Origin of the sequence: Actinacidiphila sp. bgisy160 (assembly GCF_965342435.1) — a bacterium.
Classification (GTDB): Bacteria; Actinomycetota; Actinomycetes; order Streptomycetales; family Streptomycetaceae; genus Actinacidiphila.
In genome coordinates this window covers 35,099-58,658 of the sequence record NZ_CBDRCM010000003.1, presented here as the reverse complement: position 1 = coordinate 58,658, position 23,560 = coordinate 35,099, and the positions used below count along the sequence as shown (strand labels likewise).

Here is a 23,560-nt window from a genome sequence, read left to right as displayed (position 1 = left end):
ACTCCCCGCCGCGGCCGCCTCACCCGGTTTTCGGGCGGAGCCGGGCCGCGGCGCCCACGCCCGCGAGGGAAATGGCGGCCATGGGGAGGAGGACGGCCGTGAAGGCTCCGCCCGCTCCGCCGAGGGCCGCGAAGACGGTGCCCGCGGCGGCGACGAGGACGACGCTGGACAGGGCGTCCGAGACCTGGAGCGCGGCGGAGTTGGCGCCGGCCTCGGAGGGCGGCGAGAGCTTGAAGAGGATGACGCTCAGGGAGGAGATGACCAGGCCCGCGCCGAGGCCGCCCACGGCCCAGGCGGCGGCCGTGCTCCACGCGGGGGCGGCGTCCAGCAACGGCAGGGCGGCGCCGGCGATCGCGGCGGCCATGAGGAACATGCCGAGGACGACGAGGCGTTCGCGGTGGCGTTCGAGGCGGGGGCGGCCCTGGATCCAGGAGCCGATGCCCCAGGTGACGCCGCCGCCGGCCAGGGAGAGCCCGGCGAGGGTCGGCGACATGTGCCGCTGCGTGACGAGCATGAGCGGCACGAAGCTCTCGGCGCCGAGGAACGTGCCGGAGGCCACACCGCGCAGCAGCACCACGGATGGCAGGCCGCGGGCCGCGCGGAAGGTGCCCCGGGGCAGCAGCCGCAGCGCGGCCGGGACGACGAGCGCGGCACCGGCCGCCGCGAGGACCAGGGACAGCGGTCGCAGGTCCTGCCCGGCGTACTGGAGCAGTCCGGCGCCGGCGGAGACGGCGAGCGCGAGGCGCAGCCGGCGGCCGTCGGGGGCCGCGCGGTCGTCCGGCGGACGCTGAAGGGAGGTGCGGCGCAGTGCGGGCAGGCCGATGAGGAGCGGGAGGACGACGAGCACGGGGATGGCGAGGAAGACCCAGCGCCAGCCGAACTGCTCGGTGACCGTGCCGGCCACGAGCGGCCCGACGATGGACGGCAGCACCCAGGACGCGGCGAAGGCGGCCATCACCGCGGGCCGCAGGCGTTCGGGGTAGGCGAGGCCGACGACGACGTACAGGGCGACGATGACGAGCCCGCCGCCGATGCCCTGCACGGCGCGGCCCAGCACGAAGGGCCACATGGACTGCGCGGTGCCGGAGACGACCAGCCCGGCAGCGAAGGCGCCGATGCCGGCGACCAGCGGCGCCAGCGGGCCGGTGCGGTCGCACCACTGGCCGCTGACGACCATCGCGAACAGCGAGGTGGTGAAGTAGCCGGAGAAGGCGAAGGCGTACAGCGGCAGCCCGTCCAGCTCCCGCGCGGCGACCGGCATCGCGGTGCCGACGGCGGTGGCCTCGAAGGCGATGAGCAGGACGACGGAGACCATCGCGAGGGTCAGCGCCCGGTAGCGGCTGCCCAGCACGGTGTCGGCGCCGGTGTCCTGCGCGGCGAGGGGCATGCCTGCGTGGCCGGATACCGGCTCGGTGTCTGCGGTGGTCACCACGACAGGGTAAGGGGTCAACCTGCCACTTGCCCCTGGCACCCCGGTCGGCCTTTCGGCCTAGGACCGGGAGAAGCCGGCCCGGGCTGGGAAGGCGTAGGCCATGCCGCACTACACGTCGTACGACGGAACCGAGCTCGCCTACACGGACCGGGGCGAGGGGCCCGTGCTGCTCGCGCTCGCCGGCGGCCCGGGACGGGACGCCGCCTACCTGGGCGACCTGGGCGGCCTGGACCGAGGCAGGCGCCTGGTCGTCCCGGACAGCAGGGGCACCGGCGGCAGCCCGCCGGCCGCGGACCCGACGGCCTACTCCTTCCCACGGCTCGCCCAGGACGTGGAGGCGCTGCGCCGGCACCTCGGCCTGGAGCGCTTCGCGCTGCTCGCGCACGACGCGGCCGCCGCGACCGCGCAGGCGTACGCCGCCGCCTATCCGGAGCGGCTGACCCACCTGGTGCTGGTCACCCCGGGCTCCCGGCTGCAGGGCGAGCTGCCCGACGACGCCCGCGAGATCTTCGAGAGCCGCGTCGGCGAGCCCTGGTGGCCGGAGGCGGTCGCCGCCCTCGCCGAACTGCAGACCGCCGACGACCTCGACCGGGTCCGCGCGCTGCTGCTCCAGGTCGCGCCGATGGCCTACGGCCACTGGGACGAGCCCCAGCGCGCCCACGCCGCCGCGGAGGGCGGCCAGTTGCACCCGGTCCCCCGTGCCGGCTTCTGGCAGGGCGTGGACGAGCCGGGCCGGCTCGCCGTCCTGGCCCGGCTGCGCGAGGTGACCTGCCCGGTCCTGGTCCTCACCGGCGACCGCGACGCGATCACCGGCATGCGCGCGGGCGAGGTCGTCGCGGCCTGCTTCCCGCACGCCGTCCTGCGCCCTCTGCACGCCGTCGGGCACTTCCCCTGGGTCGACGAACCCGATCTGTTCCGCCCGGTGGTGGAGGAGTTCCTGTCCGGCGCCGCCTCACCGGGCGGTTCGTGAACGGCGTACGGCAGTCCCGTTGCAGGCCCCGGGAGACGTTGGCCCCCTCCCGGGGACGCCGCCTATGGTCGGAGCACGTCACCGACGCAAGGCCGTGTGCCCGAGTGGTTCAGGGGCTCGACTGCAACTCACGTCACGTGGGTTCGATTCCCGCACGGCCTCCACCGGCTTGTGGTCCGCTCCTCCTCCCGGCACCTCCGGGAGGAGGAGCGACAGCGCCGGGGTCAGTGAGGGCGGGTCGTCACGTCGACGCGGGCGACGTGCGCGAGGGGCTGCCGTTCGCCGGGGAGCATCGCGTCGAACCGCCTGTCGCCGGTGAGGTACCGCCGGAAGAAGGCGCCGATGTGGGGGCCGGCGCTGTTGCGAACCGACCTGTCGGGCCAGCTGGGGGCGTGGGACGCGGGCGGACGGCGACTCGGCCGGGTGGTGCGCGGTGTGGTCTGGTCATGCGCCGAAGGCTGGTCGGCCGACGGCCTGACCGCCTCCGCTGTGTGGGCGGATTCCGGCGCACGCGACGCACGTGCCGCTTCGGGCCCGGCGGAGCATGCCGCCAGCGCACCGAAGCACAACAGAGCCGACACGATCGCCCGGGGAACTCTTCTCACTGATCTTCCTTGCCTCTCTCGCCTGGGTCACGACGTGCCCTGGGCAGCGCCGACGGCGCCTCCGCGCGCGACGCGCTGTCCCGCTGCGCCGCGTCGCGGTGAGCGAGCGCCGACACATCGTCTCGCCATGACAGACGTGCGGACACCCGCCGGGGTGCGGCTGTGGACGGACGTCGCTGCGTGCCCGGTCGCCCAGGTGCGGCCGTTCCGCGTCTGAAGGCGGATCAGCCGCCGGTGCGGGCGCGGCCGGACAGTCGCCGAACACCGAAGTGAGCTCTGCGCCGTGATCGTGCCGGCCCGCCGCACGGCCGCTGCGAGCGCTACCGCCACTGCGGGCTGGTTGCGATGGCCCGCAGTTGGGCCGGTGTCAGGATCGGCGTGGTACGGGTCGAGGGGACGTTCTGGCTCGGTGCCTGCCACACCGAGATGGTGACGTAGAGCCCGTCGGGATGAAGCACGTTCACCACCTCGTGCCCAGGGCTCGTTCCCGGTGGTGCCTGCCGGGACGCGATCAGGGTGCCGTCGGCCATGGGGTTCGTGCCCGCGAAGACGTGGCTGCGGATCGCGGCGGTGGAGGTCTGCCGGGAAACGTGCACCTCGAACAGCGACTTGCCGTGCCCGTCGTCCACCCACAGCTGCCCCGACTGCCGGCCGCCAGGCGGGCTCGAATGGGTCAGGCCGCTCGGCAGCAGCGTGGTCAGGATGGCAAGGGCGCGGTCGGCGGGCAGCGTGCCGGTGAAGGCCGGCTCCGGGGTGGCGGATGCCGAGCCGGTCGTGGCCGAGGCCGCCGGACCGGCGAGCGTGTGGTCGGCGGGCCGCCCGTCGGACAGCAGCCCGGGGACGACCACAGCGCCGAGCCCGACGAGCGCGAGGACGGCTGCTCCGCTCACACCGGCGGCCGCGGCGCGGCGGCGGCGCCTGCGTCGGCCGTCGCGGACACAGCCCTGAAGAAGCGGGGCCGCGTTGGGCGGCTCGAAGGTCATGAGGGTGGTTCGGAGGGCTTCGGTGAAGTCTTCTTCGATGGGCATGGCGGGTCACCGCGTTTCGGAGGTCGGTGAAGAGGGCGAGGTGGTGCCGCGGCACCGGAGTTCAGGGGCTGACGAGCTCGGACAGGTCGTGGCCCAGAAGGTCCCGGATCCGGGCGAGCGCACGCATGCTCTGGTTGCGTACCGCGCCCGGCCGGATCTGAAGGATCGCGGCGGTCTGCTCGACGCTGCGGTCCTCCCAGTACCGCAGGAGCAGGACGGCCCGGTCCCGGGCGGAGAGCCGGCCGAGAGCGTCGAGCAGCGCGACCCGCAGCGTGGCGTCGTGCTCGGTGGCGGCACCGGAGTCCGGCAGGGTGTCGGTGGGCTGCTCGGAACTGCTGCGCCGGCGGCGGTAGGACAGGTAGGTCCGTACGAGGACGGTGTGGGTGTAGGCCGCCGGGTCGTCCACCTGCGTGATCTTGCGCCAGTTGGCATACATCCGGCCCAGCGTGTCCTGCACCAGATCCTCCGCGAGGTGCACATCACCGCTGGTGAGCACACACGCAGAGCGGAACAGAGGTGCGAATCGCGCAGCGGCGAACGCCATGAATTCCTCTTCGTGCCGGCGCTTCATCCGAGATCCTGTTCGTCGTCCACACTCTGAAGACGCTGTGGCCGCGGGGTTACGTCCCACCCGGAGGGGCAGAGATCTCGCCGTCGCGGGGTACCGCCCCTTCGTCTTCACCGTCTCAGTTCAACGCGCGGATCGCCGGGGAGTGCATCAACGTCAAGCCGTTGGGGCCTACGGCGAGGCAGATCCCTCCAAGACGCTCTTATAATGTACGCGTCAGATGCATCACGATGTCGGTCGTCCCGTAACGCACCAGCGATTGCAGGAGGACTCCCCCGCGATGGCAGTGACGCACAGAACCCAGCGGCGGATCGCCGCAGCGTTCTCGGCGGTGGTGACCGCCGCCGCCCTCGGTCTGACCGCGGTAACCCCCGCACAGGCTGCACCGGCCGAAGGCCGCATCATCGGCGCCGACGTCAAGGGCGCCGTCAAGGACAGCTACATCGTCATCCTCAAGAAGAGTTCCGGACTCACATCGACCTCGGCCGGGGGCCGGAGCGTGGTGACCCGCCACGGCGGCGTGGTCGATCACACCTACCGCGCCGCCCTCAACGGCTACGCGGCCCACATGACCGCGACCGAGGCCGGGCGGCTCGCCGCGGACCCCGCCGTCGCCCAGGTCATCCAGGACGCCACGGTCAGCATCGACGCCACGCAGACCAACCCGCCCTCGTGGGGACTGGACCGCATCGACCAGGCGGCGCTCCCCCTGAACAACAGCTATACGTACCCCGACACGGCCGGAGCCGGCGTGACGGCGTACATCATCGACACCGGAGTGCGCATCACGCACACCGACTTCGGCGGCCGGGCCTCCTACGGCTACGACGCGGTCCAGAACGACTTCGTCGCCCAGGACGGCAACGGCCACGGCACCCATGTCGCGGGCACCGTCGCCGGCACCTCGTACGGCGTCGCCAAGAAGGCGAAGATCGTCGCTGTACGTGTCCTGAACAACGCCGGATCGGGCACGACCGCCCAGGTCGTGGCCGGCATCGACTGGGTCACCGCCAACGCCGTGAAGCCGGCCGTGGCCAACATGAGCCTGGGCGGCGGCGCCAACACCGCGATCGACACCGCCGTCCGCAACTCGATCGCCTCCGGGGTCACCTACGCCGTCGCCGCGGGCAACGACGGGGCGAACGCCTCCTCCTACTCGCCCGCGCGCGTGAGCGAGGCGATCACCGTCGGCGCCACGACCAGCACCGACGCCAGGGCCAGCTACTCCAACTACGGCTCCGGGCTGGACCTGTTCGCGCCCGGATCGTCCATCACCTCCGCGTGGAAGAACAGCGACACCGCCGCCAACACCATCTCCGGCACCTCGATGGCGACCCCGCACGTCACGGGCGCGGCCGCCGTCTATCTCGCCGGACATCCGTCGGCCTCGCCCTCCCAGGTGGCGAGCGCCCTGACCTCGGCGGCCACCTCCGGAGTGGTCGCCGGCCCCGGCAGCGGATCACCCAACCTGCTGCTGCGCGTCACCCCGTAGCACCCGTACCGGTTTCCCGGGGTCGGCCGTACCGGCCGACCGCGGGAAACCGGTCGTGTGCCAGGTGACGCCGTCAGTGGTGACGGCGAAGGCCTGCGCGCCAGGGTGTGTACTGAGCCAGGTGCGGGCCGCGTCGCCCATGGCGTAGGCGGCGGTGGCCCAGGCGTCGGCGGCGGTGAGGGTGGGGCAGACGACGGTTATCGAGGCGAGTCGAGTGGCCGGCGGCTGCCCGGTGTGCGGATCGAGGATGTGGCAGCCCCGTTCGGCGGGGCCCGACGTGGCGACGGCCGTCTCATGGGCCTCGGCACCCACCTCGACGACCGCGGCAACGGCACCATGGGTCAGGGGATCGGAGATGCCGATCCGCCAGGGACCGCCCACCGTCTGGACGTCGCCGCCGCCGTTGACGCACACCGCTTCCGCGCCGGCCTCGGCGAGCGTCCGTGCGGCGCGCTCGACCGCCCAGCCCTTCACCAGGCCCGTGGGGTCGGGACCGGTGCCGGGCCGGCCTTCGTACCGGGCCGAGAACCAGCCGTCGCTCTGCCGTTCGGCCTCCTCGCACAGCCGCAGCACTTCGCGCACCTCGGCATCGCAACTCCGCAGATCCAGCTCGCCGCGGGCGAGTCGGCTGATCTGGCTGTCGGAGCGGTAGGTGGAGAAGACGGCGTCGGTCATGTGCAGGAAGGCGACCGACTCCTCCAGCGCCCTACGCACGCGCGGGAGGTGCGTGAAGCCGCGGACGTCGAAGGAGAAGACCGTGCCCATGACGTGTTCCACGTGGCGCAGGCGCGCGGGCTCAGACACCGGCCTGGTCCAGGGCGCTCTGCAGCGACTGCTTGTAGCCCGTGCTGGTGTAAGTGGCACCGGACACCGAGTCGATGCTCGCACTCTGCGCGGCCAGCGTCTCCTGGTTGAGCTTGGGGACGGCGGTGGAGTTGATGTCCCGGCTCCGTGCCGTCTCGTCGGGGTACTGGACGGCGGTCGCCCCCGTGATCCGGGTGCCGGTGAGCGTGATCCGCACCTGGACCGGCCCGTAGTTCGTCTGGACGGTGGGACCGGTGACGGTACGGGTGGTGGGCGCGGCCGTGGTGGTCTTCGGGGTGGACGGGGCGGTGCTGGTCCTCCTGGGGGCGGTGGGGAAGGAGCTGGAGATCGAAGCGGCCGGAGACGACGTGGCGCGCCGGTGTCCTGCCCTCCCCGACGCCGAGGCGGACACGGAGGGAGAAGCGGAGGCGGGGGTGGACGTGGAGACGGCCATGGATGCGGAGGGGACCGCCGTCACCGGGGCGGAGGGAGCACCGGCCTGATGGACGGACGGGTCCGTGCCGGGCTTGAGCGCGAGCATCAGCACGATGCCGGAGACCGTGACGGCGCTGGTGAGCACGACACGACGGAGCGAATGCTTCTTCTTCACGGAGGTCACCGGACTCAGAACTCGAAGGACTCGTGGTGGATGCGGCGGTCGGGGACGCCGGCCTCGCGGAGCGCGGCGTAGGACTCCTCGGCCAGGCCCGGCGGCCCGCACAGGTAGACGTCATGGCGGGCGATGTCCGGCAGGATCCTCCGCAGCTTCTTCGCGGTGATCGCGGGCCGTCTGCCGTCCGGGCTGTTCACCGCGTACAGCAGCTGCGCACCGCGGGCGTCCGCGATCGCCTCCAGCTCGTCCCGGAGCGCGAGCTCCTCGGCCGTGCGCGCCCGGTAGAGCAGGGTGAGATCCCCAGGCCCCCCGGGCAGGGTCTCGAACAGCGCCCGCAGTGGCGTGATCCCCGCGCCGCCCGCGAGCAACAGCACCTTGCCACGGCTGCGGCGGCCCGCGGTCATCGCCCCGTAAGGGCCCTCCGCCCACACCCGGGTGCCCGGGCGGAGCCGGGCCAGCGCCGCGCTGTGCCCGCCGGCCGCCTTCACGGTGACCCGCAGCAGATCCGGCCGGGGTGGCGCCGACAGCGAGTACGGGTTCGAGGTCCAGCGCAGCCCCTCGGCCAGGAACCGCCAGCGGAAGAACTGTCCCGGTTCCGCACCCAGCCTGTGCAGCCGGCGTCCGCGGATCAGCACGGACACCACGCCGGGCGTCTCCTGCACGACCGACTCGACCCGCATGCGGTGCCGGAGGTTGAGCCCTACAGGAGTGAGCACGCGGTACCAGAGCACCAGCGCGCCGACCAGAAGGTACAGGGCGTACCAGGCGGTGCGCGCGACGGTGCCCGTCACGAATTCGCTGCCCGTGGCGAGCTGGTGCCAGAAGGCGAGGTAGACGGCGGCATAGGTGAGCAGGTGCAGGTAGTACCACGTCTCGTAGCGCAGGCGTCTGCGCAGTGCGCCGACCGAGACAAGGCCCACGAGCAGCAGGATCAGGGTCCCGGCCGTCGCCTTCACCATCTCCGGGTACTCGGTGACGACGGAGACCGTCTGCGCCACGATGCCGGTGTCCGCCTGGAGCGCGTAGCCGTAGAGGATCAGCACGACGTGCGCGACGACCAGGGACAGCGCGTACCGTCCGCTCATCGCGTGCCACCGGGTGACCCGGTCGGTGCCCACCCGGCGCTCCAGGGCCGGAACGCGCGCCATCAGCGCGATCACGATGGCGGTCACGTATCCGGACAGCAGCCCCGTGATCCGGCCGGCGGCCGTCAGGCAGTCGCCGACGGTCCGGGGCACATACGGTGTGTTGCTCCACCACAGCCACAGGGTGGCTGCCGCGCCGAACCAGGCCAGTGCCGCCAGGGGTATCGCGGGGGAACGCCGGGGGCGGATCCGGCGCATGGCCTGCCGTCTGCCCGCACGGCTGTGCTGGATCGTCGTCAAGGGGGTCGTTCTCTTTCCCTGGTTCCTGAGTCGGCCCCCTGCTCCCTGGTCGCCCCTGAGCGCGGCATCTTACCCCTGGGAGTACGGGGATGCCGGACCTGCAGCGTCAGGGAACACGGAGTCTAGGGCCCAGGGCGTCATACCGCCAGGCCGCTCCCTTGCGCCGTTTCTGAGGCCCAGTGCACGCGGACCGTCCCGTCGTGCCAGACCGCTCCCGGGGTGGGGAAGCATCTTCACGGCCAGCGCGGGCGGTTCGATGCGGAGACCGTCCACCATGGCCCGGTCCGTGCGGACCGGGCCCCTCAGCGCGTGTGGCGGGGCGTCACGTCTGCGGCCGGACCACCGCGTGCTGGGGGCGGATGGGCAGGCGGCTGACCGGGCGGCCGGTGGCCGCGCGGACGGCCGAGGCGACGGCTGCCGGGGAGACGACGACGGGGACCGCGCTGGCGGCCTTGGCGCCGAAGGGGGCGAGCACGTCGCGTTCCTCGATGAGCCGGACCACGCGGATCGCGGGCGCGTCGAGCGCGGTCGGCAGCGAATAGCCGGTCAGGTTGGGCCGCTTGATGACGCCGCGCGGCGCGCGGAGGTCCTCCATGAGGGCCATGCCGACGCCCTGGGTGACGCCGGCCTCGATCCGGGCCCGCAGCTGTGCGGGGTTGAGGACCCGGCCGACGTCCTGGGCGACAGCCATCTCCACCACCCGGATCGCGCCGAGTTCGATGTCGACGTCGACCACGGCGCGCACGGCGCAGAAGGCGAGGCCCACAAAGGCGTCGCCCTGGCCGGTGTCGTCGAGCTTCTCGGTGGGGTGCGGGCGGCACTGGGCGGTGGCCCACAGCTCCTTGCCGGCCAGTTCCTCCTCGACGGTGGTGGAGAGCACCCCGTCGTACGAGGTGATCTTGCCGTCGGCGATGGAGAGCAGTTCCGCCGACATGCCGAACTTCCCGGCCAGCGGCTGCAGCAGCTGGGTGCGGACCATCTTGGCGGCGCGCTCGACGGCGCCACCGGAGACCCAGGTGTGGCGGCCGCGGGCGGCGGCGCCGGCCGGGGGCTGGTCGGTGTCGGAGGGCAGGACGCGGACGTCCTCGACGCCGAGGACCTCCTGCACGATCTGCCGGGCGAGGGTGGCGAAGCCCTGGCCGGTGTCGACGGCGGCGCAGATGACGGTGGCGGCGCCGTCGTGGACGCGGACGGTGGCGGTGGAGACCTCGTCGGTGCCCTCGGCGCCCAGCATGTGCACCATGCCGAGCGCGTAGCCGACGCCGCGGCGCACCGCGCCCGGCTCGCCCGCGCCCTCCAGGCCGCCGGGAAGCAGCCATTCGGACTCGTCGTCGTCGACGGGCAGCGGGGGCAGGTCGGTGTCGCGCACGGCCTTGAGCAGTTCACCGACGGGCGCCGGGCAGGTGACCGTCTGGCCGGTGGGCAGCAGGTCGCCGGTGGCCATGACGTTGCGCATGCGGATCTCGGCCGGGTCCAGGCCGAGTTTGGCCGCGAGCTTGTCCATCTGGCCCTCGTAGGCCGCGCAGACCTGCATCGCGCCCTCGCCCCTGACGTGGCCGGAGGGCGGGTTGTTGGTGCGCACCGCCCAGCCCTCGACGAAGACGTGCGGCACGACGTAGGGGCCCGCGGCGAAGGCCACGGCCGCGGCCAGGGCGTCGGCGGAGGTGTCGGCGTACGCGCCGGCGTCCAGCAGCACCTGGGCCTCGACCTTGACCAGCCGGCCCTCGGCGTCGGCGTGGTGGCGGTACCGCAACAGGGTCGGGTGGCGGTGGCTGTGGCTGAGGAAGGACTCCTCGCGGGTGGCCACGAACTTCACCGGGCAGCCGGTCTTCAGCGCGAGCAGTCCGAGGGGGATCTGCACCCCGGAGTCCTCGCGGTCGCCCATCGCGCCGGGCACCGCGGTGACCACCACCTTGACCCGGTCCTGTTCCAGCCCGAAGCAGGCGGCGGCCAGGTCGCGGTCGGTGTGCGGGTCCGTGGAGGCGACGTACAGCTCCACGCCGCCGTCGGGGCGGGGCACGGCGAGCCCGGCCTCGGCGCCCACCGGGGCCGGGTCCTGGCGGCCGACCCGGTACAGGCCCTCGACGATGACCTCGCCGACCGCGTCCGGGTCGCCGAACTGCAGCGGGATGTGCCGGATCAGATTGCCGTCGGGGTGCAGCGGGGGTGCCGCGAAGGCCCGCTCCGGGTCGATGACGGGCTCCAGGACCTCGTACTCGACCTGGATGGCGGCGGCGGCGAGCCGGGCGGTGTCGGGGTGGTCGGCGGCCACGGCGGCGATGGCCTCGCCGTGGTGCCGGACGGTGTCCTTGGCGAAGACCGGGCGGTCTGCGACGCGGCGCCCGTGCATGGCGTCGCCCGGGACGTCCTCGTGGGTCACCACGGCCCGCACGCCGGGGAGCGCGACGGCCTCCGTCGTGTCGATGGACAGGATGCGGGCGTGCGGGTGCGGGGAGCGCAGCACGGCCGCCCACAGCAGTCCCTCGGCCCACAGGTCGGCGGCGTACGGGTACGTCCCCTGGGCCTTGGCGTAGGCGTCGGTGGCGGGCAGGGAGGCGCCGATGCCGTGCGGCGCGGACTGCTGCTCGGCGCCGGTCGCGACCGGCGCGGGGGTGCCCACGGCCGGGGTGGCCGTCGCGGCGTCGGGGCCCGTCATCGCGCGTACCTTTCGCTGCCGCGAGGGGGGAGGTGGTGCGGGGTCAGCAGGTTCGGGGTGCTCACGCCGGGCCTCCGGAGGAGGGGCGCGGGTGCGGGACGCGGATGCCGTCGGCCGGGTCGCCCGCGGTGTCGTCCGCGGCGGCCTCGGCGGTCTCCTCGCGCTCGGTCACGACCTGGCGGACGGCCTCCAGGACGCCCTGGTAGCCGGAGCAGCGGCAGAGGTTGCCGCTGATGGCCTGCCGGGTCTCCAGCTCGGTCGGGCTGTGGTTGCCCTCGAGCAGGTCGTGCACGGTCATCGCCATGCCCGGGATGCAGAAACCGCACTGCACGGCCCCGCACTCGGCAAGCGCCCGCTGGACGTCCGAGGGACCGCCGTCGGCGGACAGCCCCTCGACGGTGCGGATGTCGCTGCCCGCGGCGGTCGCGGCGGGCACCAGGCAGGAGGCGACGAGCCGGCCGTCGACCTTGACCGAGCAGGCGCCGCACTCGCCCTGCTCGCAGCCGTCCTTGGCGCCGGCGAGACCGAGGCGCTCGCGCAGCACGTAGAGCAGGGACTCGCCGAGCCAGGCGTCGGTGACGGGCCGGTCGGTGCCGTTGACGTTGAGGACGTAGGAGGCCACGGGGTGCTCGCTGTGCGCGTCCGCGACGGGCCCCTCGCCGGGCCCGTCGGCCCCCTCCTCCGGGGTCGGCGGCTCCTGCGCGGCGAATTCCGCCGCAAGGTCCGCCGCAAGATCCGCCACCGGGTCCGTGGCGGGCTCCTGCGGGTGGGTGCCGTCCTCGCCGGGGTCCGGCCCCGGCCGGGGCTCCTCGGCGGCGGCCGGGGCCGGAGCGGGGGCCGACACGGGCGGGATGCGGTACTCGCCGGACTCCTCGGCGGTGCCGTCCGGGGCCGGCGGCAGCGTCCACTGGCCGGTGGCGTCCGCGGGCAGGGACCAGCCGCCGTCGGCCGCGCCCGCGGGCGCCTGCAGGGCGGCGGGGGCGGTCCAGGGCTGCGCCGAGTCGCTGGTCGGGGTGGGTACGAAGGCCCCCACCGAGTACTCGCCGGAGTCGTCGGCGGCGGGGTCCTCGCGTACGACGGGGATCACCCACGTCGTGGCCGCGTCCTCGCCGGCGACCGGGGCGGCGGGCGGCTCGGGCGCGTAGCCGTGGCCCGGGGCGGCGAGCGGATCGGCGCCGGGCTCGGCCATGGACAGCTGCGCCGCGAAGGAGACGTGCATGGTCTGGTCGGGGTCGTACTCGCCGTGGGGCAGGGGCTCCCACACCCCGTGCCCCGGGCTGAATCCCCCGCCGTGCGGGGACCCCTCCTGCGGCTGGTCGGTCATGCGCCCGTCCGGTGTCCTGTCGTCGTACACGTCGTCACTCATGCCAGTGCCCTCCCCAGCGCACGGCGGGCCAGTGCGGCCACCGTACGCCGCAGCTGGACGGCCGCGGGGGGCAGTTCGGGGGCCGCGGGCGGGGCTCCCCCCACGCCGCCGTCCGCGGCCGGCAGCGGGTCGGGGATGCAGGCGGCGGCGACGTACTCGCCGAAGGCCGTGAGGGCCTCCGGCGCCAGTGTGCGCTCGCCGTCCCAGTCGATCAGCCCGGCGACCCAGCGCTCGGCCTCGAGCGGCCGCAGCGGCACCGGTGCGACGGCTCCCACCGCGCAGCGTACGCCCCGGCGGGCGGGGTCGAGGACGACGGCGACGGACGCGACCGCGCGGCCGGGACCGGTGCGGCCGGTGGCCTTGAGGAAGGTCTGCGGCGCGTGCAGCAGCGGGACCCGGACGTACGCCAGGACCTCGCCCGGCCGCAGCGGGTCCATGCCGGTGAGCAGGTGGCTGACCGGCAGCTCGCGGTTGCCGTCCGGGCCGGCGACCAGGACGGACGCCTCCAGGGCGGCCAGCACGGGCAGCGAGTCGCCGGTGGGGGCGGCGCCGGCGATGTTGCCGCCGAGCGTGCCCGCGTTGCGGATCTGCGGGGGCCCGGCGGCGCGGGCGGCGGCGGCAAGGGCGGGGATGAGCGCGGCGAAGTCCGGGCGGCCCATGCGGGCGTGGGTGAGGCCGGCGCCGAGCAGCGCCGCGCCGTCCGCGTACTGCCAGCCGCGGATCTCGCTGATCCGCCCGAGGCCGACCAGTCCCGCGGGGCGCAGCAGCCCGGAGTTCACGGCCGCCATGAGGTCGGTGCCTCCGGCGACGGGCACGGCGGTGGGCGTGGCGGCCAAGGCCGCCACGGCCTCGTCGAGCGAGGTCGGCAACGCCACATTGCGCGCTGCCTGCCGTGCGTACGTGCTCACGCAGCTGCCCCTTCCCCGGCTGTCCGCGGTGCGGTAGCCGTACGGTACGTGCTGACAGCCCGGACGTGGCAACTCTGGCACATCTTCCGGGGTGATCAACGCGAGGGTCGCAAAGGAGAACCTGCCTTCCGGATCGAACTCCGTCCGGTTTGCGACTTTCTCCAGGTTGCGACGGGAACGGCCTCCTTCGTGCGCCTTGCCGTGATTGGCCATACCACCCTGCCATCTCCCGCGTCGCCCCACCGCGGGTTGTGGCGGGCCTCACACGATCGGGGGCGGCCCCTCGATCGGGCGTCCGATGACGCCCGGACGCCGCTGCCACGGCAGCGGACAGCCCGGCGGCCGGTGTTCGACCCCCAGTGCGTCAAGTCGCCCGTAGTGGGTGGTCATTCGGGCGGCGAAGCCCTCGTGGTCGCGGGCGGCGGGACCGGGCAGCCGGCTCCAGACCGTCTCGGCGAAGGCGGCGAGCCGCGGGAAGGCCATGTAGTCCACCGCGCGGACCGAATCCATCGCCTCCGTCCAGATGTTGGCCTGCGCGCCGATGACGTGGGCGGCCTCCTCGGCGGTGAGCTCGTCCGGGACGGGCTCAAAACGGTAGACGTCCTCCAGGGTGCGGACGTGCGCGATCGGCACGGGCTCGTCCTCGCTGTCCGACTGGCGCCAGTCCAGGTACACCTGGCTCTCCCGGCACATCACGACGTCGTGCCCCGCCCGGGCGGCCGCTACGCCGCCCGCGTGGCCGCGCCAGGAGGAGACGGCGGCGCCCTCGGCCGGCCCGCCCTCCAGGATCTCGTCCCAGCCGATCAGCCGGCGGCCGCGCCCGCTCAGCCAGGTGTCGAAGTGCCGCACGAACCACCTCTGCAGCTCGTCCTCGTCACGCAAGCCCAGTTCCTTGATGCGGGCCTGGACGGTGGCGGAGGCGCGCCACTGGTCCTTGGGGCACTCGTCGCCGCCGATGTGCACGAACTCCGAGGGGAAGACCTCCAGTAGCTCGGCGAGGACGTTCTCGTAGAAGCGCACGGTGGCCTCGGTGGGCGCCAGCACGTTCGGGTTGATGCCCCAACCGGTCAGCACCGGCAGGGCGGTGGTGTCCACGACGTCCGTGTTGCCGGGTTCCGGGTACGCGGCGACGCCTCGACGGGTGCCGGGATGAGGCCCATGACGACCATCCTGCCGCGCCCGCGGCAACTGGAACGGACGAATCGCCGATTTCCGGACGCCGCGGCGCCTCAGCCGCCGGCCCGGCGGGCGCGGTTCAGGGCGCGGAAGGGGATCAGCATGCCGACGACGAACCACAGGACGTGGGCCACTGCCACCGCCGACCACAGCGCCGTGGAGGTCGCCTGAGCCGCGGAGAGGGCCACGGCGGTGCCGATGAGGGCGACGACCGCGGTCAGCTGGAGGACGGTGTGCCGGCTGGGCAGGAAGTCGCGCTGCAGGAAGGTGTCGCCGTACCACCAGCGCACCGCGCGGGCGGCGGCCAGCAGCACCACGACGGCGCCGGCCGCGACGCCCAGGACGGCCGGAAGCGGCCATGGGGCGCCGTCGGCCGCGGAGGCGGCCACCAGGCCGGTGGCGGCGAACGGGAGCACGGGCAGGCAGGCCCCGGCGGTGAGGGCCACGGCGCGAGCGCGGGCCGGGTCCCCGTTCAACTCGGCCCGGGCCAGGGCGCGTACGGTCTGCAGCCGCCCCCGGCCGCTGCTGCCGGAGCGGCGGGCCTGCAGCAGCCACAGCCAGCCGGCCAGCGCCACCAGCACGGCCACCCCGCCGGCCAGCACCGGGGGGTCGGCGAACAGCACCAGCGCGGCCACCAGCAGCGCGGGGGCGGCCCGGGGCCACTGGCGCCGCCCCGCAACGTCCGCGGGCGCGGCGCCGAGTTCCATGGCCCGCGCCACGACCGCGCGGCGTTCGGCGCGGGCGGCCGGACGAAGCGAGAGATCCAGCGCCCGTGCGAGCGCGACGTGCGCCTCGGCCTCGCGGGGTGCGATCAGCACCGCCTGCCGGGCGGCGGCGACGGCCTCGGGGCCGCGGGAGAGCATCCGGCAGGAGTCGGCGACCAGCACCCGGGCGCGCCACTCGCGGGGATCGGCGGCGACCCGCAGCCCGAGCCCGAGGGCGGCGTGCGCGTCTCCGAGCATCAGCAGGACGAGTCCGGCCAGCAGCGGCGGGTCCGGGTCGCCCGGCTCCGCGTGCGCCAGCGCCCAGTCGACGGCCTCCCGGGCCCGGTCGGCCCGCCGCTCGTACGCGAAGACCCTGGCCCGTACGAGGTAGCCGAAGCTGCCGTTGCGGGTGACGAAGGCGTCGTCGACGAGCGAGTGCGCCATCTCGAAGCGCCCCCGCTCGCACAGCCCGAAGACCCGGTCCGCCGTGACGGCGTCGTCCTGCGCCATGTCCCCCCGAACGCGCGAGGTACGGCCGCCGCGCCGCGGCCGTACCTGCCGGGTGCCGAGGCGGCCGTTACTTGCCGCTCTTGTCCTTGTCCCCGCCACCGGTGGGCATGGATTCGAAGATCTCCTTGCACATCGGGCAGACCGGGTACTTCTTGGGGTCCCGGCCGGGCACCCAGACCTTTCCGCAGAGGGCGACCACCGGCGATCCGGAGAGCGCGCTCTCCATGATCTTGTCCTTCTGGACGTAGTGCGCGAAGCGCTCGTGGTCGCCATCGCCGTTCGACACCTGCGGGGTCGGTTCGACGAGGGTGCCGGTGCCCGCCCCGCGCTCGGGCTCGAGAGTGCTCATGGCACGCAAGCCTAATTCAGAGACGGATCGTCCGGATACGTCGCGACCATCGCGAGTTCGCTGCGCTGTCTGCGCAGCACCGAGCGCCACAGCTGATCGGGGTCCGGGGAGAAGACGTCCCCCGGTTCGGACTCCACCACGTACCAGGCGCCCTCGACCAGTTCGTCCTCCAGCTGGCCGGGCCCCCATCCGGCGTACCCGGCGAAGATCCGCAGGGAGCCCAGCTCGGCCGCGAGGAGCTCGGGCGGCGCCTCCAGGTCCACCAGGCCGATCGCGCCGAACACCCGCCGCCAGCCGAGCGGCTCCCCGTCCTCGCCGTCCCGCGGCTCCCCGGGCACCACGGCCAGGCCCAGCGCCGAGTCCAGCGAGACGGGCCCGCCCTGGAAGACGACCTGGGGCGCGCCCGCCAGGCCGGCCCAGGACTCCAGGACGTCGCCGACCCCGACGGGCGTGGGGCGGTTGAGGACGACGCCGAGCGAGCCCTCCTCGTCGTGGTCGAGGAGGAGCACCACCGCCCGGTCGAAGTTCGGGTCCGCGAGCGCGGGCGTCGCGACGAGCAGTCTGCCGGTGAGCGATGACACTTCGGTCATGGTCAACATAATCCCGCATTCCGCCGCCGCGCGGGGTGGCAACCGCACCCTTTTCGGGCGCCGGGACCGGGGGCGGGCCGCCGCGACGGCGACCCTCCGGGACGGCGCGAACGCGCAGGGTGCTGTAGCGAACCCATTACATGAGTGGGACCTCACAGCCCTCTTCCCGGCGCCGGAAGGCCGATTACCATTTCTGCTTGGTGCCTGCGGGGACCGAGCTTCCTTTCTGCCCGTCTCCAGGAACGCGAGAGCAATGACCGGCCTTAACGACGTACTGCTCGTCCACGGTGGCACCCCCCTCGAGGGGGAGATCCATGTCCGCGGTGCGAAGAACCTCGTGCCCAAGGCGATGGTGGCCGCGCTGCTGGGCAGCGAACCCAGCCGGCTGCGCAACGTGCCCGACATCCGCGACGTGCGCGTCGTGCGGGGCCTGCTGCAGCTGCACGGGGTGACGGTGCAGGCCGGCGACGAGCCCGGGGAGCTGGTGCTCGACCCGTCCAAGGTGGAGAGCGCGAACGTCGCCGACATCGACGCGCACGCGGGCTCCTCGCGGATCCCGATCCTGTTCTGCGGGCCCCTGCTGCACCGTCTCGGCCACGCCTTCATCCCGGGCCTGGGCGGCTGCGACATCGGTGGCCGGCCGATCGACTTCCACTTCGACGTGCTGCGCAAGTTCGGCGCGGTCATCGAGAAGCGCCCCGAGGGCCAGTACCTGGAGGCCCCGCAGCGGCTGCGCGGCTGCAAGATCGAGCTCCCGTACCCGTCGGTCGGCGCGACCGAGCAGGTACTGCTGACGGCCGTCCTGGCCGAGGGCGTCACCGAGCTGAGCAACGCCGCGATCGAGCCGGAGATCGAGGACCTCATCTGCGTCCTGCAGAAGATGGGCGCCATCATCACGATGGGCACCAACCGCACCATCCACATCACCGGCGTGGACAAGCTCGGCGGCTACAACCACCGCGCCCTCCCGGACCGCCTGGAGGCCGCCTCCTGGGCCTGCGCGGCCCTGGCGACCGAGGGCAACGTCTACGTCCGCGGCGCCAGCCAGCGCGAGATGATGACCTTCCTCAACGTCTTCCGCAAGGTGGGCGGCGCGTTCGAGGTCGACGACCACGGCATCCGCTTCTGGCACCCCGGCGGCCCGCTGAACGCCATCGCCCTGGAGACCGACGTCCACCCCGGCTTCCAGACCGACTGGCAGCAGCCCCTGGTCGTGGCCCTCACCCAGGCCTCGGGCCTGTCCATCGTCCACGAGACGGTGTACGAGTCCCGGCTGGGCTTCACCTCGGCGCTCAACCAGATGGGTGCCCACATCCAGCTCTACCGCGAGTGCCTGGGCGGCACCCCCTGCCGCTTCGGCCAGCGCAACTTCCTGCACTCCGCGGTCGTCAGCGGCCCCACCAGGCTGCAGGGCGCCGACCTCGTCATCCCGGACCTGCGCGGCGGCTTCTCGTACCTGATCGCGGCCCTGGCCGCGCAGGGCACCTCGCGGGTGCACGGCATCGACCTGATCAACCGCGGATACGAGAACTTCATGCAGAAGCTGGAGAAGCTCGGCGCCAAGGTCGAGCTGCCCGGCACCGACTGACCCGGCACCCTTGCGGACACACGGAAGGGCGGCCTCCCCGCGGGGGGGCCGCCCTTCCACATGTCGCGTCGGCGCGCGGAATTACTTGCCCTTGGCGGCTTCCTTGAGCTTCGAGCCCGCGGAGACCTTCACGCTGTAACCGGCCGGGATCTGGATCGGGTCACCGGTCTGCGGGTTGCGCGCGGTGCGCGCGGCGCGGTGGCTGCGCTCGAAGGTGAGGAAGCCGGGGATGGTGACCTTCTCGTCGCCCTTGGCGACGATCTCGCCGACAACCTCGGCGAACGCGGCCAGAACGGCGTCGGCGTCCTTGCGGGTCACCTCGGCGCGCTCGGACAGCGCGGCCACCAGCTCACTGCGGTTCATCTAAGTACTCCTTGCATGGAAACCCCCAACGTCGACCGTCGGGGAAGACGCATTGTGAAGACGCTCATCGCGCTTCTGCGGTGCGGCCCTCACCGCCCAGGTACGCATCCTGCCCCTATTTCTGGGGGAAACGCCAATCCGGCACCCGGGAGAGTCACACAAAAAGCGGGTCGTGTACGGCTCGATGACGCTCCGTCGTCACGACGTCGCGGGGAGGCCGTGCGACTTCGCCGCCTCGCGGACGGCGCCCGCGACGGCGCCCGCGACCTTGTCGTTGAAGACGCTCGGGATGATGTAGTTCGGGTTGAGCTCGTCCTCCGTGACGACGTCCGCGAGGGCGGCCGCCGCCGCGAGCATCATGTCGGTGTTCACCGTACGGCTCTGGGCGTCCAGCAGTCCACGGAAGACACCCGGGAAGACCAGCACGTTGTTGATCTGGTTGGGGAAGTCGCTGCGCCCCGTGGCGACCACCGCGGCGGTCTCCCGGGCGACCGCCGGGTCCACCTCGGGGTCGGGGTTGGCCAGGGCGAAGACGATGGCACCGTCGGCCATGGCCGCGACGTCCTCGCCCTCCAGGACGTTGGGGGCGGAGACGCCGATGAAGACGTCCGCGCCGCGCACCGCCTCCTTCAGCGTCCCGGTGATCTCCTCCGGGTTGGTGTTGTCCGCGATCCAGCGCAGCGCCGACTCTGGGCCGGCCGCGACCAGGTCCTCCCGGCCGCTGTGCACGACGCCGTGGATGTCGGCCACGACGGCGTGCTTGACGCCCGCCGCGAGCAGCAGCTTCAGGATGGCCGTGCCGGCCGCGCCTGCGCCCGACATGACGACCCGTACGTCGCCGGCCTGCTTGCCGACCACGCGCAGCGCGTTGGTGAGCGCCGCGAGCACCACGATGGCGGTGCCGTGCTGGTCGTCGTGGAACACCGGGATGTCGAGGGCCTCGCGCAGCCGGGCCTCGATCTCGAAGCAGCGGGGCGCCGAGATGTCCTCCAGGTTGATGCCGGCGAAGCCGGGGGCGATCGCCTTGACGATCTCCACGATCGCGTCGGTGTCCTGGGTGTCCAGGCAGATCGGCCAGGCGTCGATGCCCGCGAAGCGCTTGAAGAGCGCCGCCTTGCCCTCCATGACCGGCAGCGCGGCCTTCGGCCCGATGTTGCCGAGGCCCAGCACGGCCGAGCCGTCGGTGACCACCGCGACACTGTTGCGCTTGATGGTCAGCCGGCGGGCGTCCTCGGGGTTCTTTGCGATCGCCATGCAGACCCGGGCCACACCTGGCGTGTAGACCATGGAGAGGTCGTCACGGTTGCGGATAGGGTGCTTCGACGCCATCTCGATCTTGCCGCCGAGGTGCATCAGGAACGTACGGTCGGAGACCTTGCCGATCGCGACGCCCTCGATCTGCGCCAGCTTGGCGACGATCTCGTCCGCGTGGGCGGTCGACGTGGCGGCGATCGTCACGTCGATGCGCAGCTTCTCATGGCCGGAAGCGGTCACGTCCAGGCCGTGGACCGCGCCACCGGAGGCCTCCACGGCCGTGGTGAGCTGGCTGACCGCGGAGCCGCTCGCGGGCACCTCCAGCCGCACCGTGATTGAGTACGAGACGCTCGGCGCCGTTGCCATGGCCGCTGTTCCTCCGCTGTCGCTGCTTAGTGCGCCCTCGATGCTGCCACCTACCGGTGGGTACGCGTAAACCCGGGGGGCCTACGACAAACTGTCGAGCAGCGATGGGTGTCAACGGAAGCTTGCGTGCTTAATGTTCCCCCAGCCGCCACCGGAACGGCGCACACGAACGGAATGACAATCCCGGATCGTTTGTTAGCCTGGGTGAGGCACCGGCTCGATCCAAGCCCCCGGGCCCAACCTTAGGCGCTTCGAGCGCCCACTTGCCGCGAGGCGAGCATGGCGGGTCGGTGTCACATACGTCCGGCGGGGCGCCCCTCACGAAGGGGCGCCCCGCCGTCGTCATGAGAGGGGTCAGTCAGTCCCGCAGCAGGTCCGGGACGCCGGCGCCGTCCGGCAGGTCCCGCGCCCCCGAGAGCACCGTCAGCCGCTGGGTCGCCCGGGTCAGCGCCACGTACAGCACCCGCAGGCCGGCCGGGGACTCGTCCGCGATCTCCGCGGGCGAGACGACCAGCGTCGCGTCGTACTCCAGGCCCTTGGCCTCCAGGCTGCCCAGCGCCACGACGCGCTCGCCGAGCCCCGCCAGCCAGCGCCGGGCCTCCTCACGGCGGCCCATGGCCACGACCACGCCCACGGTGCCCTCGACCTCGCCCAGCATCCGCTCCGCCTCGGCGCGCACCGCCTCGCCGGGGTGCCCGTCGGCGGCCACCACGAACCGGGGCACCAGCCCCGTGGAGCGCACCGCTCGCGGCGATTCGCTGCCCGGCATGGCCAGCGCCAGCACCTTCGCCGCCAGGTCGGCGATCTCTGCCGGGTTGCGGTAGTTCACCGTGAGCGTGAAGCGGCGGCGCGGACGCGTGCCCAGGGCCTCGTCACGGGCCAGGGCGGCCTCGTCGGGGTCGGTCCAGGAACTCTGCGCGGGGTCGCCGACCACCGTCCAGGTCGCGGCACGGCCGCGGCGGCCCACCATGCGCCACTGCATCGGGGTGAGGTCCTGCGCCTCGTCGACGATCACGTGCGCGTACTCCGTGCGCTCCGCGTCCAGCCGGTCCTGCCGGCTGCGCCGCCCGGCCGCCATCCGGTCCGCGTAGGTGGTGACCTCCTCCAGGCCGGTCAGGTGGTCCAGCGGGTCCGCCTCGCGGCTGCGCACCTTCGGCGGCGGGCCCAGCAGCGCCTCCAGCTCGTCGAGCATCGCGACGTCGTGCACGGACAGCGCCCCGTTGCCCGCCGCGTCCAGACGGCGCAGCGAGCGCGCCACACGGCGCACCTCGGGCGGCGTCAGGACCCGCCGCGACCAGCGCCCCAGCCGCTTCTCGTCGGAGAGCGCCGCCAGCACCCCGCGCGGGGTCAGCACCGGCCACCACGCGGCCAGGAAGTCCGTGAACTCCTGCTCGGTGGAGATGTCCTCGTCGAAGCCCTGCCGCTCCTCGGCGGCCAGCTCCGGGTCGTCGAAGCGGCGCCCGGCCTTGCGCCACAGCGCGTCCAGCAGCAGGCGGCGGGCCCGGGGCCGCAGCAGGTTCACCGGCGCCGTGCCGCCCAGCACGGAGTGCCGGATCCCCGACAGCTCCTCGGCGTCCAGCTCCAGCCGCCGGCCGAACGCCACGACCCGCAGCCGGTCCGGGCAGCGTCCCGCCCCGGCCCCGGCCCCGTGCTCCAGCACGCCGCGGGCCGCCTTGCGCAACACCCTCAGCATCCGCAGCGAGCCCTTGATCCGGGCGACCGCGGGATCGTCGTACGTGGTGGCCTCGGCGCCGTCCACGAGCGAGCCCACGGCACGGATCGCGACCTGGCCCTCCTCGCCCAGCGAGGGCAGCACGCCCTCGGTGTACGCCACCAGCAGCGGCGTCGGGCTGACGACCAGGATGCCGCCCGCGTACCGGCGCCGGTCCTGGTACAGCAGGTACGCCGCCCGGTGCAGGGCCACCGCCGTCTTCCCCGTGCCGGGACCGCCGGTCACCTCGGTGACGGATGCGGCGGGGGCCCGGATCACCACGTCCTGCTCGGCCTGGATGCTGGAGACGATGTCCCGCATCGTGTGGCTGCGCGCCTGGCCCAGCGCGGCCATCAGCGCGCCGTCGCCCACCACCGGGAGTCCCGTCGTCAGCTCCGGGCGCAGCAGGTCGTCCTCGACGCCCAGCACCTTGCGGCCCTTGGAGCGGATGACGCGCCGCCGCACCACCCGGCCGGGCGCGACCGGGGTCGCCCGGTAGAACGGCGCCGCCGCGGGGGCCCGCCAGTCGATCACCAGCGGCGCGTAGTCCGCGTCCAGCACGCCGAGCCGCCCGATGTGCAGAGTTTCGGCGACGTCCGCCATGCCGTCGGGCCGGATCGCGTCGTCCGCGGGCTCCACCGAGGTGAACGCACCGTCCGGGCCCTTCTTGCCGTCCTTGCCCCGCAGCAGGTCGATCCGGCCGAAGAGGAAGTCCTCGAACTCCGAGTTCAGCCGGTTCAGGTGCAGCCCCGCCCGGAACACCTGGGCGTCGCGCTCCGCGAGCGCGCCCGGCGTGCCGACCTGGCCGCGTTTGACGGCGTCGTCCATGAGGAACTCCGCCTCGTGGATCTTCTCCTCGAGCCGGTCGTACACCCGGTCCAGATGCGTCTGCTCGACCGCGATCTCCGTGTCCCGGACCGCTGCCACGCAGGACCCCCTTCTTGTTCTTCCGTACGTCACGCGCCGCGCGCGCCGCCCCGGCGAACGGGGCAGCCTGTCACCGTACGCCAACCAGGCGTTTCCCGCCCACTCGGCGAGTGCCTCCCGAAGGGTGCGGGGTACCCCGTGTCGCCGCGTGCGGGTGCGTCGTGGTTGCCGTTGGGGGTTTCCCCGCCCACCCTC

At 73.4% G+C, this 23,560-nt stretch carries 18 protein-coding genes and 1 pseudogene; 3 read left to right on the top strand and 16 right to left on the bottom strand.

Going from position 1 to position 23,560, the window contains the following annotated elements; genetic code table 11:
• Nucleotides 1-19 precede the first annotated feature (19 nt).
• On the bottom strand, nucleotides 20-1,387 hold the full coding sequence (locus tag ACRWNP_RS04675) for an MFS transporter (RefSeq protein WP_431959825.1): 1,368 nt from the start codon (nucleotides 1,385-1,387) through the stop codon (nucleotides 20-22).
• A gap of 145 nt (nucleotides 1,388-1,532) precedes the next feature.
• Here ACRWNP_RS04675 and ACRWNP_RS04670 point away from each other — a divergent pair, with 145 nt between their 5' ends.
• Nucleotides 1,533-2,402 (top strand): alpha/beta fold hydrolase, encoded by an 870-nt coding sequence (locus ACRWNP_RS04670; protein WP_431959640.1) that lies wholly within the window; start codon nucleotides 1,533-1,535, stop codon nucleotides 2,400-2,402.
• Nucleotides 2,403-3,327: 925 nt separating this feature from the next.
• Here the strand turns inward: ACRWNP_RS04670 and ACRWNP_RS04665 are convergent.
• Together ACRWNP_RS04665 and ACRWNP_RS04660 are read right to left on the bottom strand one after the other, a co-directional pair.
• A complete protein-coding gene (locus tag ACRWNP_RS04665; protein ID WP_431959639.1) occupies nucleotides 3,328-4,035 on the bottom strand; it encodes a hypothetical protein in 708 nt (235 codons plus the stop codon).
• Between the two features lie 61 nt (nucleotides 4,036-4,096).
• Entirely contained in the window at nucleotides 4,097-4,606 is a 510-nt protein-coding gene (locus ACRWNP_RS04660; protein ID WP_431959638.1) for a SigE family RNA polymerase sigma factor, read from the bottom strand.
• Nucleotides 4,607-4,883: 277 nt separating this feature from the next.
• On the opposite strand from ACRWNP_RS04660, the gene ACRWNP_RS04655 reads away from it, so the two are divergent.
• Entirely contained in the window at nucleotides 4,884-6,095 is a 1,212-nt protein-coding gene (locus ACRWNP_RS04655) for a S8 family peptidase (protein ID WP_431959637.1), read from the top strand.
• On the opposite strand, the gene ACRWNP_RS04650 is transcribed toward ACRWNP_RS04655, so the two are convergent.
• The 10 genes and pseudogenes from ACRWNP_RS04650 to ACRWNP_RS04605 form a co-directional block, all read right to left on the bottom strand.
• Entirely contained in the window at nucleotides 6,063-6,860 is a 798-nt protein-coding gene (locus ACRWNP_RS04650) for an FAD:protein FMN transferase (protein WP_431959824.1), read from the bottom strand. The two genes, ACRWNP_RS04655 and ACRWNP_RS04650, sit on opposite strands and share 33 nt — an antisense overlap.
• A gap of 31 nt (nucleotides 6,861-6,891) precedes the next feature.
• A complete protein-coding gene (locus tag ACRWNP_RS04645; RefSeq protein WP_431959636.1) occupies nucleotides 6,892-7,509 on the bottom strand; it encodes an FMN-binding protein in 618 nt (205 codons plus the stop codon).
• A gap of 14 nt (nucleotides 7,510-7,523) precedes the next feature.
• On the bottom strand, nucleotides 7,524-8,855 hold the full coding sequence (locus ACRWNP_RS04640) for a ferredoxin reductase family protein (protein ID WP_431959823.1): 1,332 nt from the start codon (nucleotides 8,853-8,855) through the stop codon (nucleotides 7,524-7,526).
• Nucleotides 8,856-9,219: 364 nt separating this feature from the next.
• Nucleotides 9,220-11,553, bottom strand: coding sequence for a xanthine dehydrogenase family protein molybdopterin-binding subunit (locus tag ACRWNP_RS04635; protein WP_431959635.1), 2,334 nt, complete (start codon nucleotides 11,551-11,553; stop codon nucleotides 9,220-9,222).
• 61 nt (nucleotides 11,554-11,614) lie between these two features.
• Nucleotides 11,615-12,919, bottom strand: a complete 1,305-nt coding sequence (locus ACRWNP_RS04630) for a (2Fe-2S)-binding protein (protein ID WP_431959634.1) — start codon at nucleotides 12,917-12,919, stop codon at nucleotides 11,615-11,617.
• Nucleotides 12,916-13,827: an FAD binding domain-containing protein gene (locus ACRWNP_RS04625; protein ID WP_431959633.1), complete on the bottom strand. Its 912-nt coding sequence runs from the start codon at nucleotides 13,825-13,827 to the stop codon at nucleotides 12,916-12,918. The genes ACRWNP_RS04630 and ACRWNP_RS04625 overlap by 4 nt, the downstream gene beginning before the upstream one ends.
• 261 nt (nucleotides 13,828-14,088) lie before the next feature.
• A pseudogene (locus ACRWNP_RS04620) lies at nucleotides 14,089-14,958 on the bottom strand (family 20 glycosylhydrolase); the annotation flags it as partial.
• Between the two features lie 98 nt (nucleotides 14,959-15,056).
• Nucleotides 15,057-16,217: a hypothetical protein gene (locus tag ACRWNP_RS04615; protein ID WP_431959632.1), complete on the bottom strand. Its 1,161-nt coding sequence runs from the start codon at nucleotides 16,215-16,217 to the stop codon at nucleotides 15,057-15,059.
• 67 nt (nucleotides 16,218-16,284) lie between these two features.
• The gene (locus tag ACRWNP_RS04610; RefSeq protein ID WP_431959631.1) at nucleotides 16,285-16,566 is read right to left on the bottom strand and encodes a DUF3039 domain-containing protein; all 282 of its coding nucleotides are present in this window, start codon (nucleotides 16,564-16,566) and stop codon (nucleotides 16,285-16,287) included.
• 11 nt (nucleotides 16,567-16,577) lie between these two features.
• Nucleotides 16,578-17,156, bottom strand: coding sequence for a YqgE/AlgH family protein (locus ACRWNP_RS04605; RefSeq protein WP_431959630.1), 579 nt, complete (start codon nucleotides 17,154-17,156; stop codon nucleotides 16,578-16,580).
• 253 nt (nucleotides 17,157-17,409) lie between these two features.
• Between ACRWNP_RS04605 and murA the strand changes: the two genes are divergently transcribed.
• Nucleotides 17,410-18,744: a UDP-N-acetylglucosamine 1-carboxyvinyltransferase gene (murA, locus tag ACRWNP_RS04600; RefSeq protein WP_431959629.1), complete on the top strand. Its 1,335-nt coding sequence runs from the start codon at nucleotides 17,410-17,412 to the stop codon at nucleotides 18,742-18,744.
• Between the two features lie 81 nt (nucleotides 18,745-18,825).
• Here murA and ACRWNP_RS04595 read toward each other — a convergent pair whose 3' ends face one another.
• From ACRWNP_RS04595 to ACRWNP_RS04585, 3 genes are all read right to left on the bottom strand, one after another.
• Entirely contained in the window at nucleotides 18,826-19,107 is a 282-nt protein-coding gene (locus ACRWNP_RS04595) for an HU family DNA-binding protein (RefSeq protein WP_018564081.1), read from the bottom strand.
• A gap of 198 nt (nucleotides 19,108-19,305) precedes the next feature.
• Nucleotides 19,306-20,727 (bottom strand): NAD-dependent malic enzyme, encoded by a 1,422-nt coding sequence (locus ACRWNP_RS04590; RefSeq protein WP_431959628.1) that lies wholly within the window; start codon nucleotides 20,725-20,727, stop codon nucleotides 19,306-19,308.
• A 358-nt stretch (nucleotides 20,728-21,085) separates the two neighbouring features.
• Nucleotides 21,086-23,365, bottom strand: coding sequence for a HelD family protein (locus ACRWNP_RS04585; protein ID WP_431959627.1), 2,280 nt, complete (start codon nucleotides 23,363-23,365; stop codon nucleotides 21,086-21,088).
• Nucleotides 23,366-23,560 lie beyond the last annotated feature (195 nt).

Excerpts from the sequence above, each read along its gene's own strand:
- ACRWNP_RS04650 (WP_431959824.1), bottom strand. The coding sequence starts at position 6,860 with ATGGGCACGGTCTTCTCCTTCGACGTCCGCGGCTTCACGCACCTCCCG.
- ACRWNP_RS04605 (WP_431959630.1), bottom strand. The coding sequence starts at position 17,156 with ATGACCGAAGTGTCATCGCTCACCGGCAGACTGCTCGTCGCGACGCCC.
- ACRWNP_RS04640 (WP_431959823.1), bottom strand. The coding sequence starts at position 8,855 with ATGCGCCGGATCCGCCCCCGGCGTTCCCCCGCGATACCCCTGGCGGCA.
- ACRWNP_RS04595 (WP_018564081.1), bottom strand. The coding sequence starts at position 19,107 with ATGAACCGCAGTGAGCTGGTGGCCGCGCTGTCCGAGCGCGCCGAGGTG.
- ACRWNP_RS04610 (WP_431959631.1), bottom strand. The coding sequence starts at position 16,566 with ATGAGCACTCTCGAGCCCGAGCGCGGGGCGGGCACCGGCACCCTCGTC.
- ACRWNP_RS04630 (WP_431959634.1), bottom strand. The coding sequence starts at position 12,919 with ATGAGTGACGACGTGTACGACGACAGGACACCGGACGGGCGCATGACC.
- ACRWNP_RS04670 (WP_431959640.1), top strand. The coding sequence starts at position 1,533 with ATGCCGCACTACACGTCGTACGACGGAACCGAGCTCGCCTACACGGAC.
- ACRWNP_RS04615 (WP_431959632.1), bottom strand. The coding sequence starts at position 16,217 with ATGGCGCAGGACGACGCCGTCACGGCGGACCGGGTCTTCGGGCTGTGC.
- ACRWNP_RS04675 (WP_431959825.1), bottom strand. The coding sequence starts at position 1,387 with ATGCCCCTCGCCGCGCAGGACACCGGCGCCGACACCGTGCTGGGCAGC.
- ACRWNP_RS04590 (WP_431959628.1), bottom strand. The coding sequence starts at position 20,727 with ATGGCAACGGCGCCGAGCGTCTCGTACTCAATCACGGTGCGGCTGGAG.
- ACRWNP_RS04635 (WP_431959635.1), bottom strand. The coding sequence starts at position 11,553 with ATGACGGGCCCCGACGCCGCGACGGCCACCCCGGCCGTGGGCACCCCC.
- ACRWNP_RS04665 (WP_431959639.1), bottom strand. The coding sequence starts at position 4,035 with ATGCCCATCGAAGAAGACTTCACCGAAGCCCTCCGAACCACCCTCATG.
- ACRWNP_RS04655 (WP_431959637.1), top strand. The coding sequence starts at position 4,884 with ATGGCAGTGACGCACAGAACCCAGCGGCGGATCGCCGCAGCGTTCTCG.
- ACRWNP_RS04660 (WP_431959638.1), bottom strand. The coding sequence starts at position 4,606 with ATGAAGCGCCGGCACGAAGAGGAATTCATGGCGTTCGCCGCTGCGCGA.
- murA (WP_431959629.1), top strand. The coding sequence starts at position 17,410 with ATGACCGGCCTTAACGACGTACTGCTCGTCCACGGTGGCACCCCCCTC.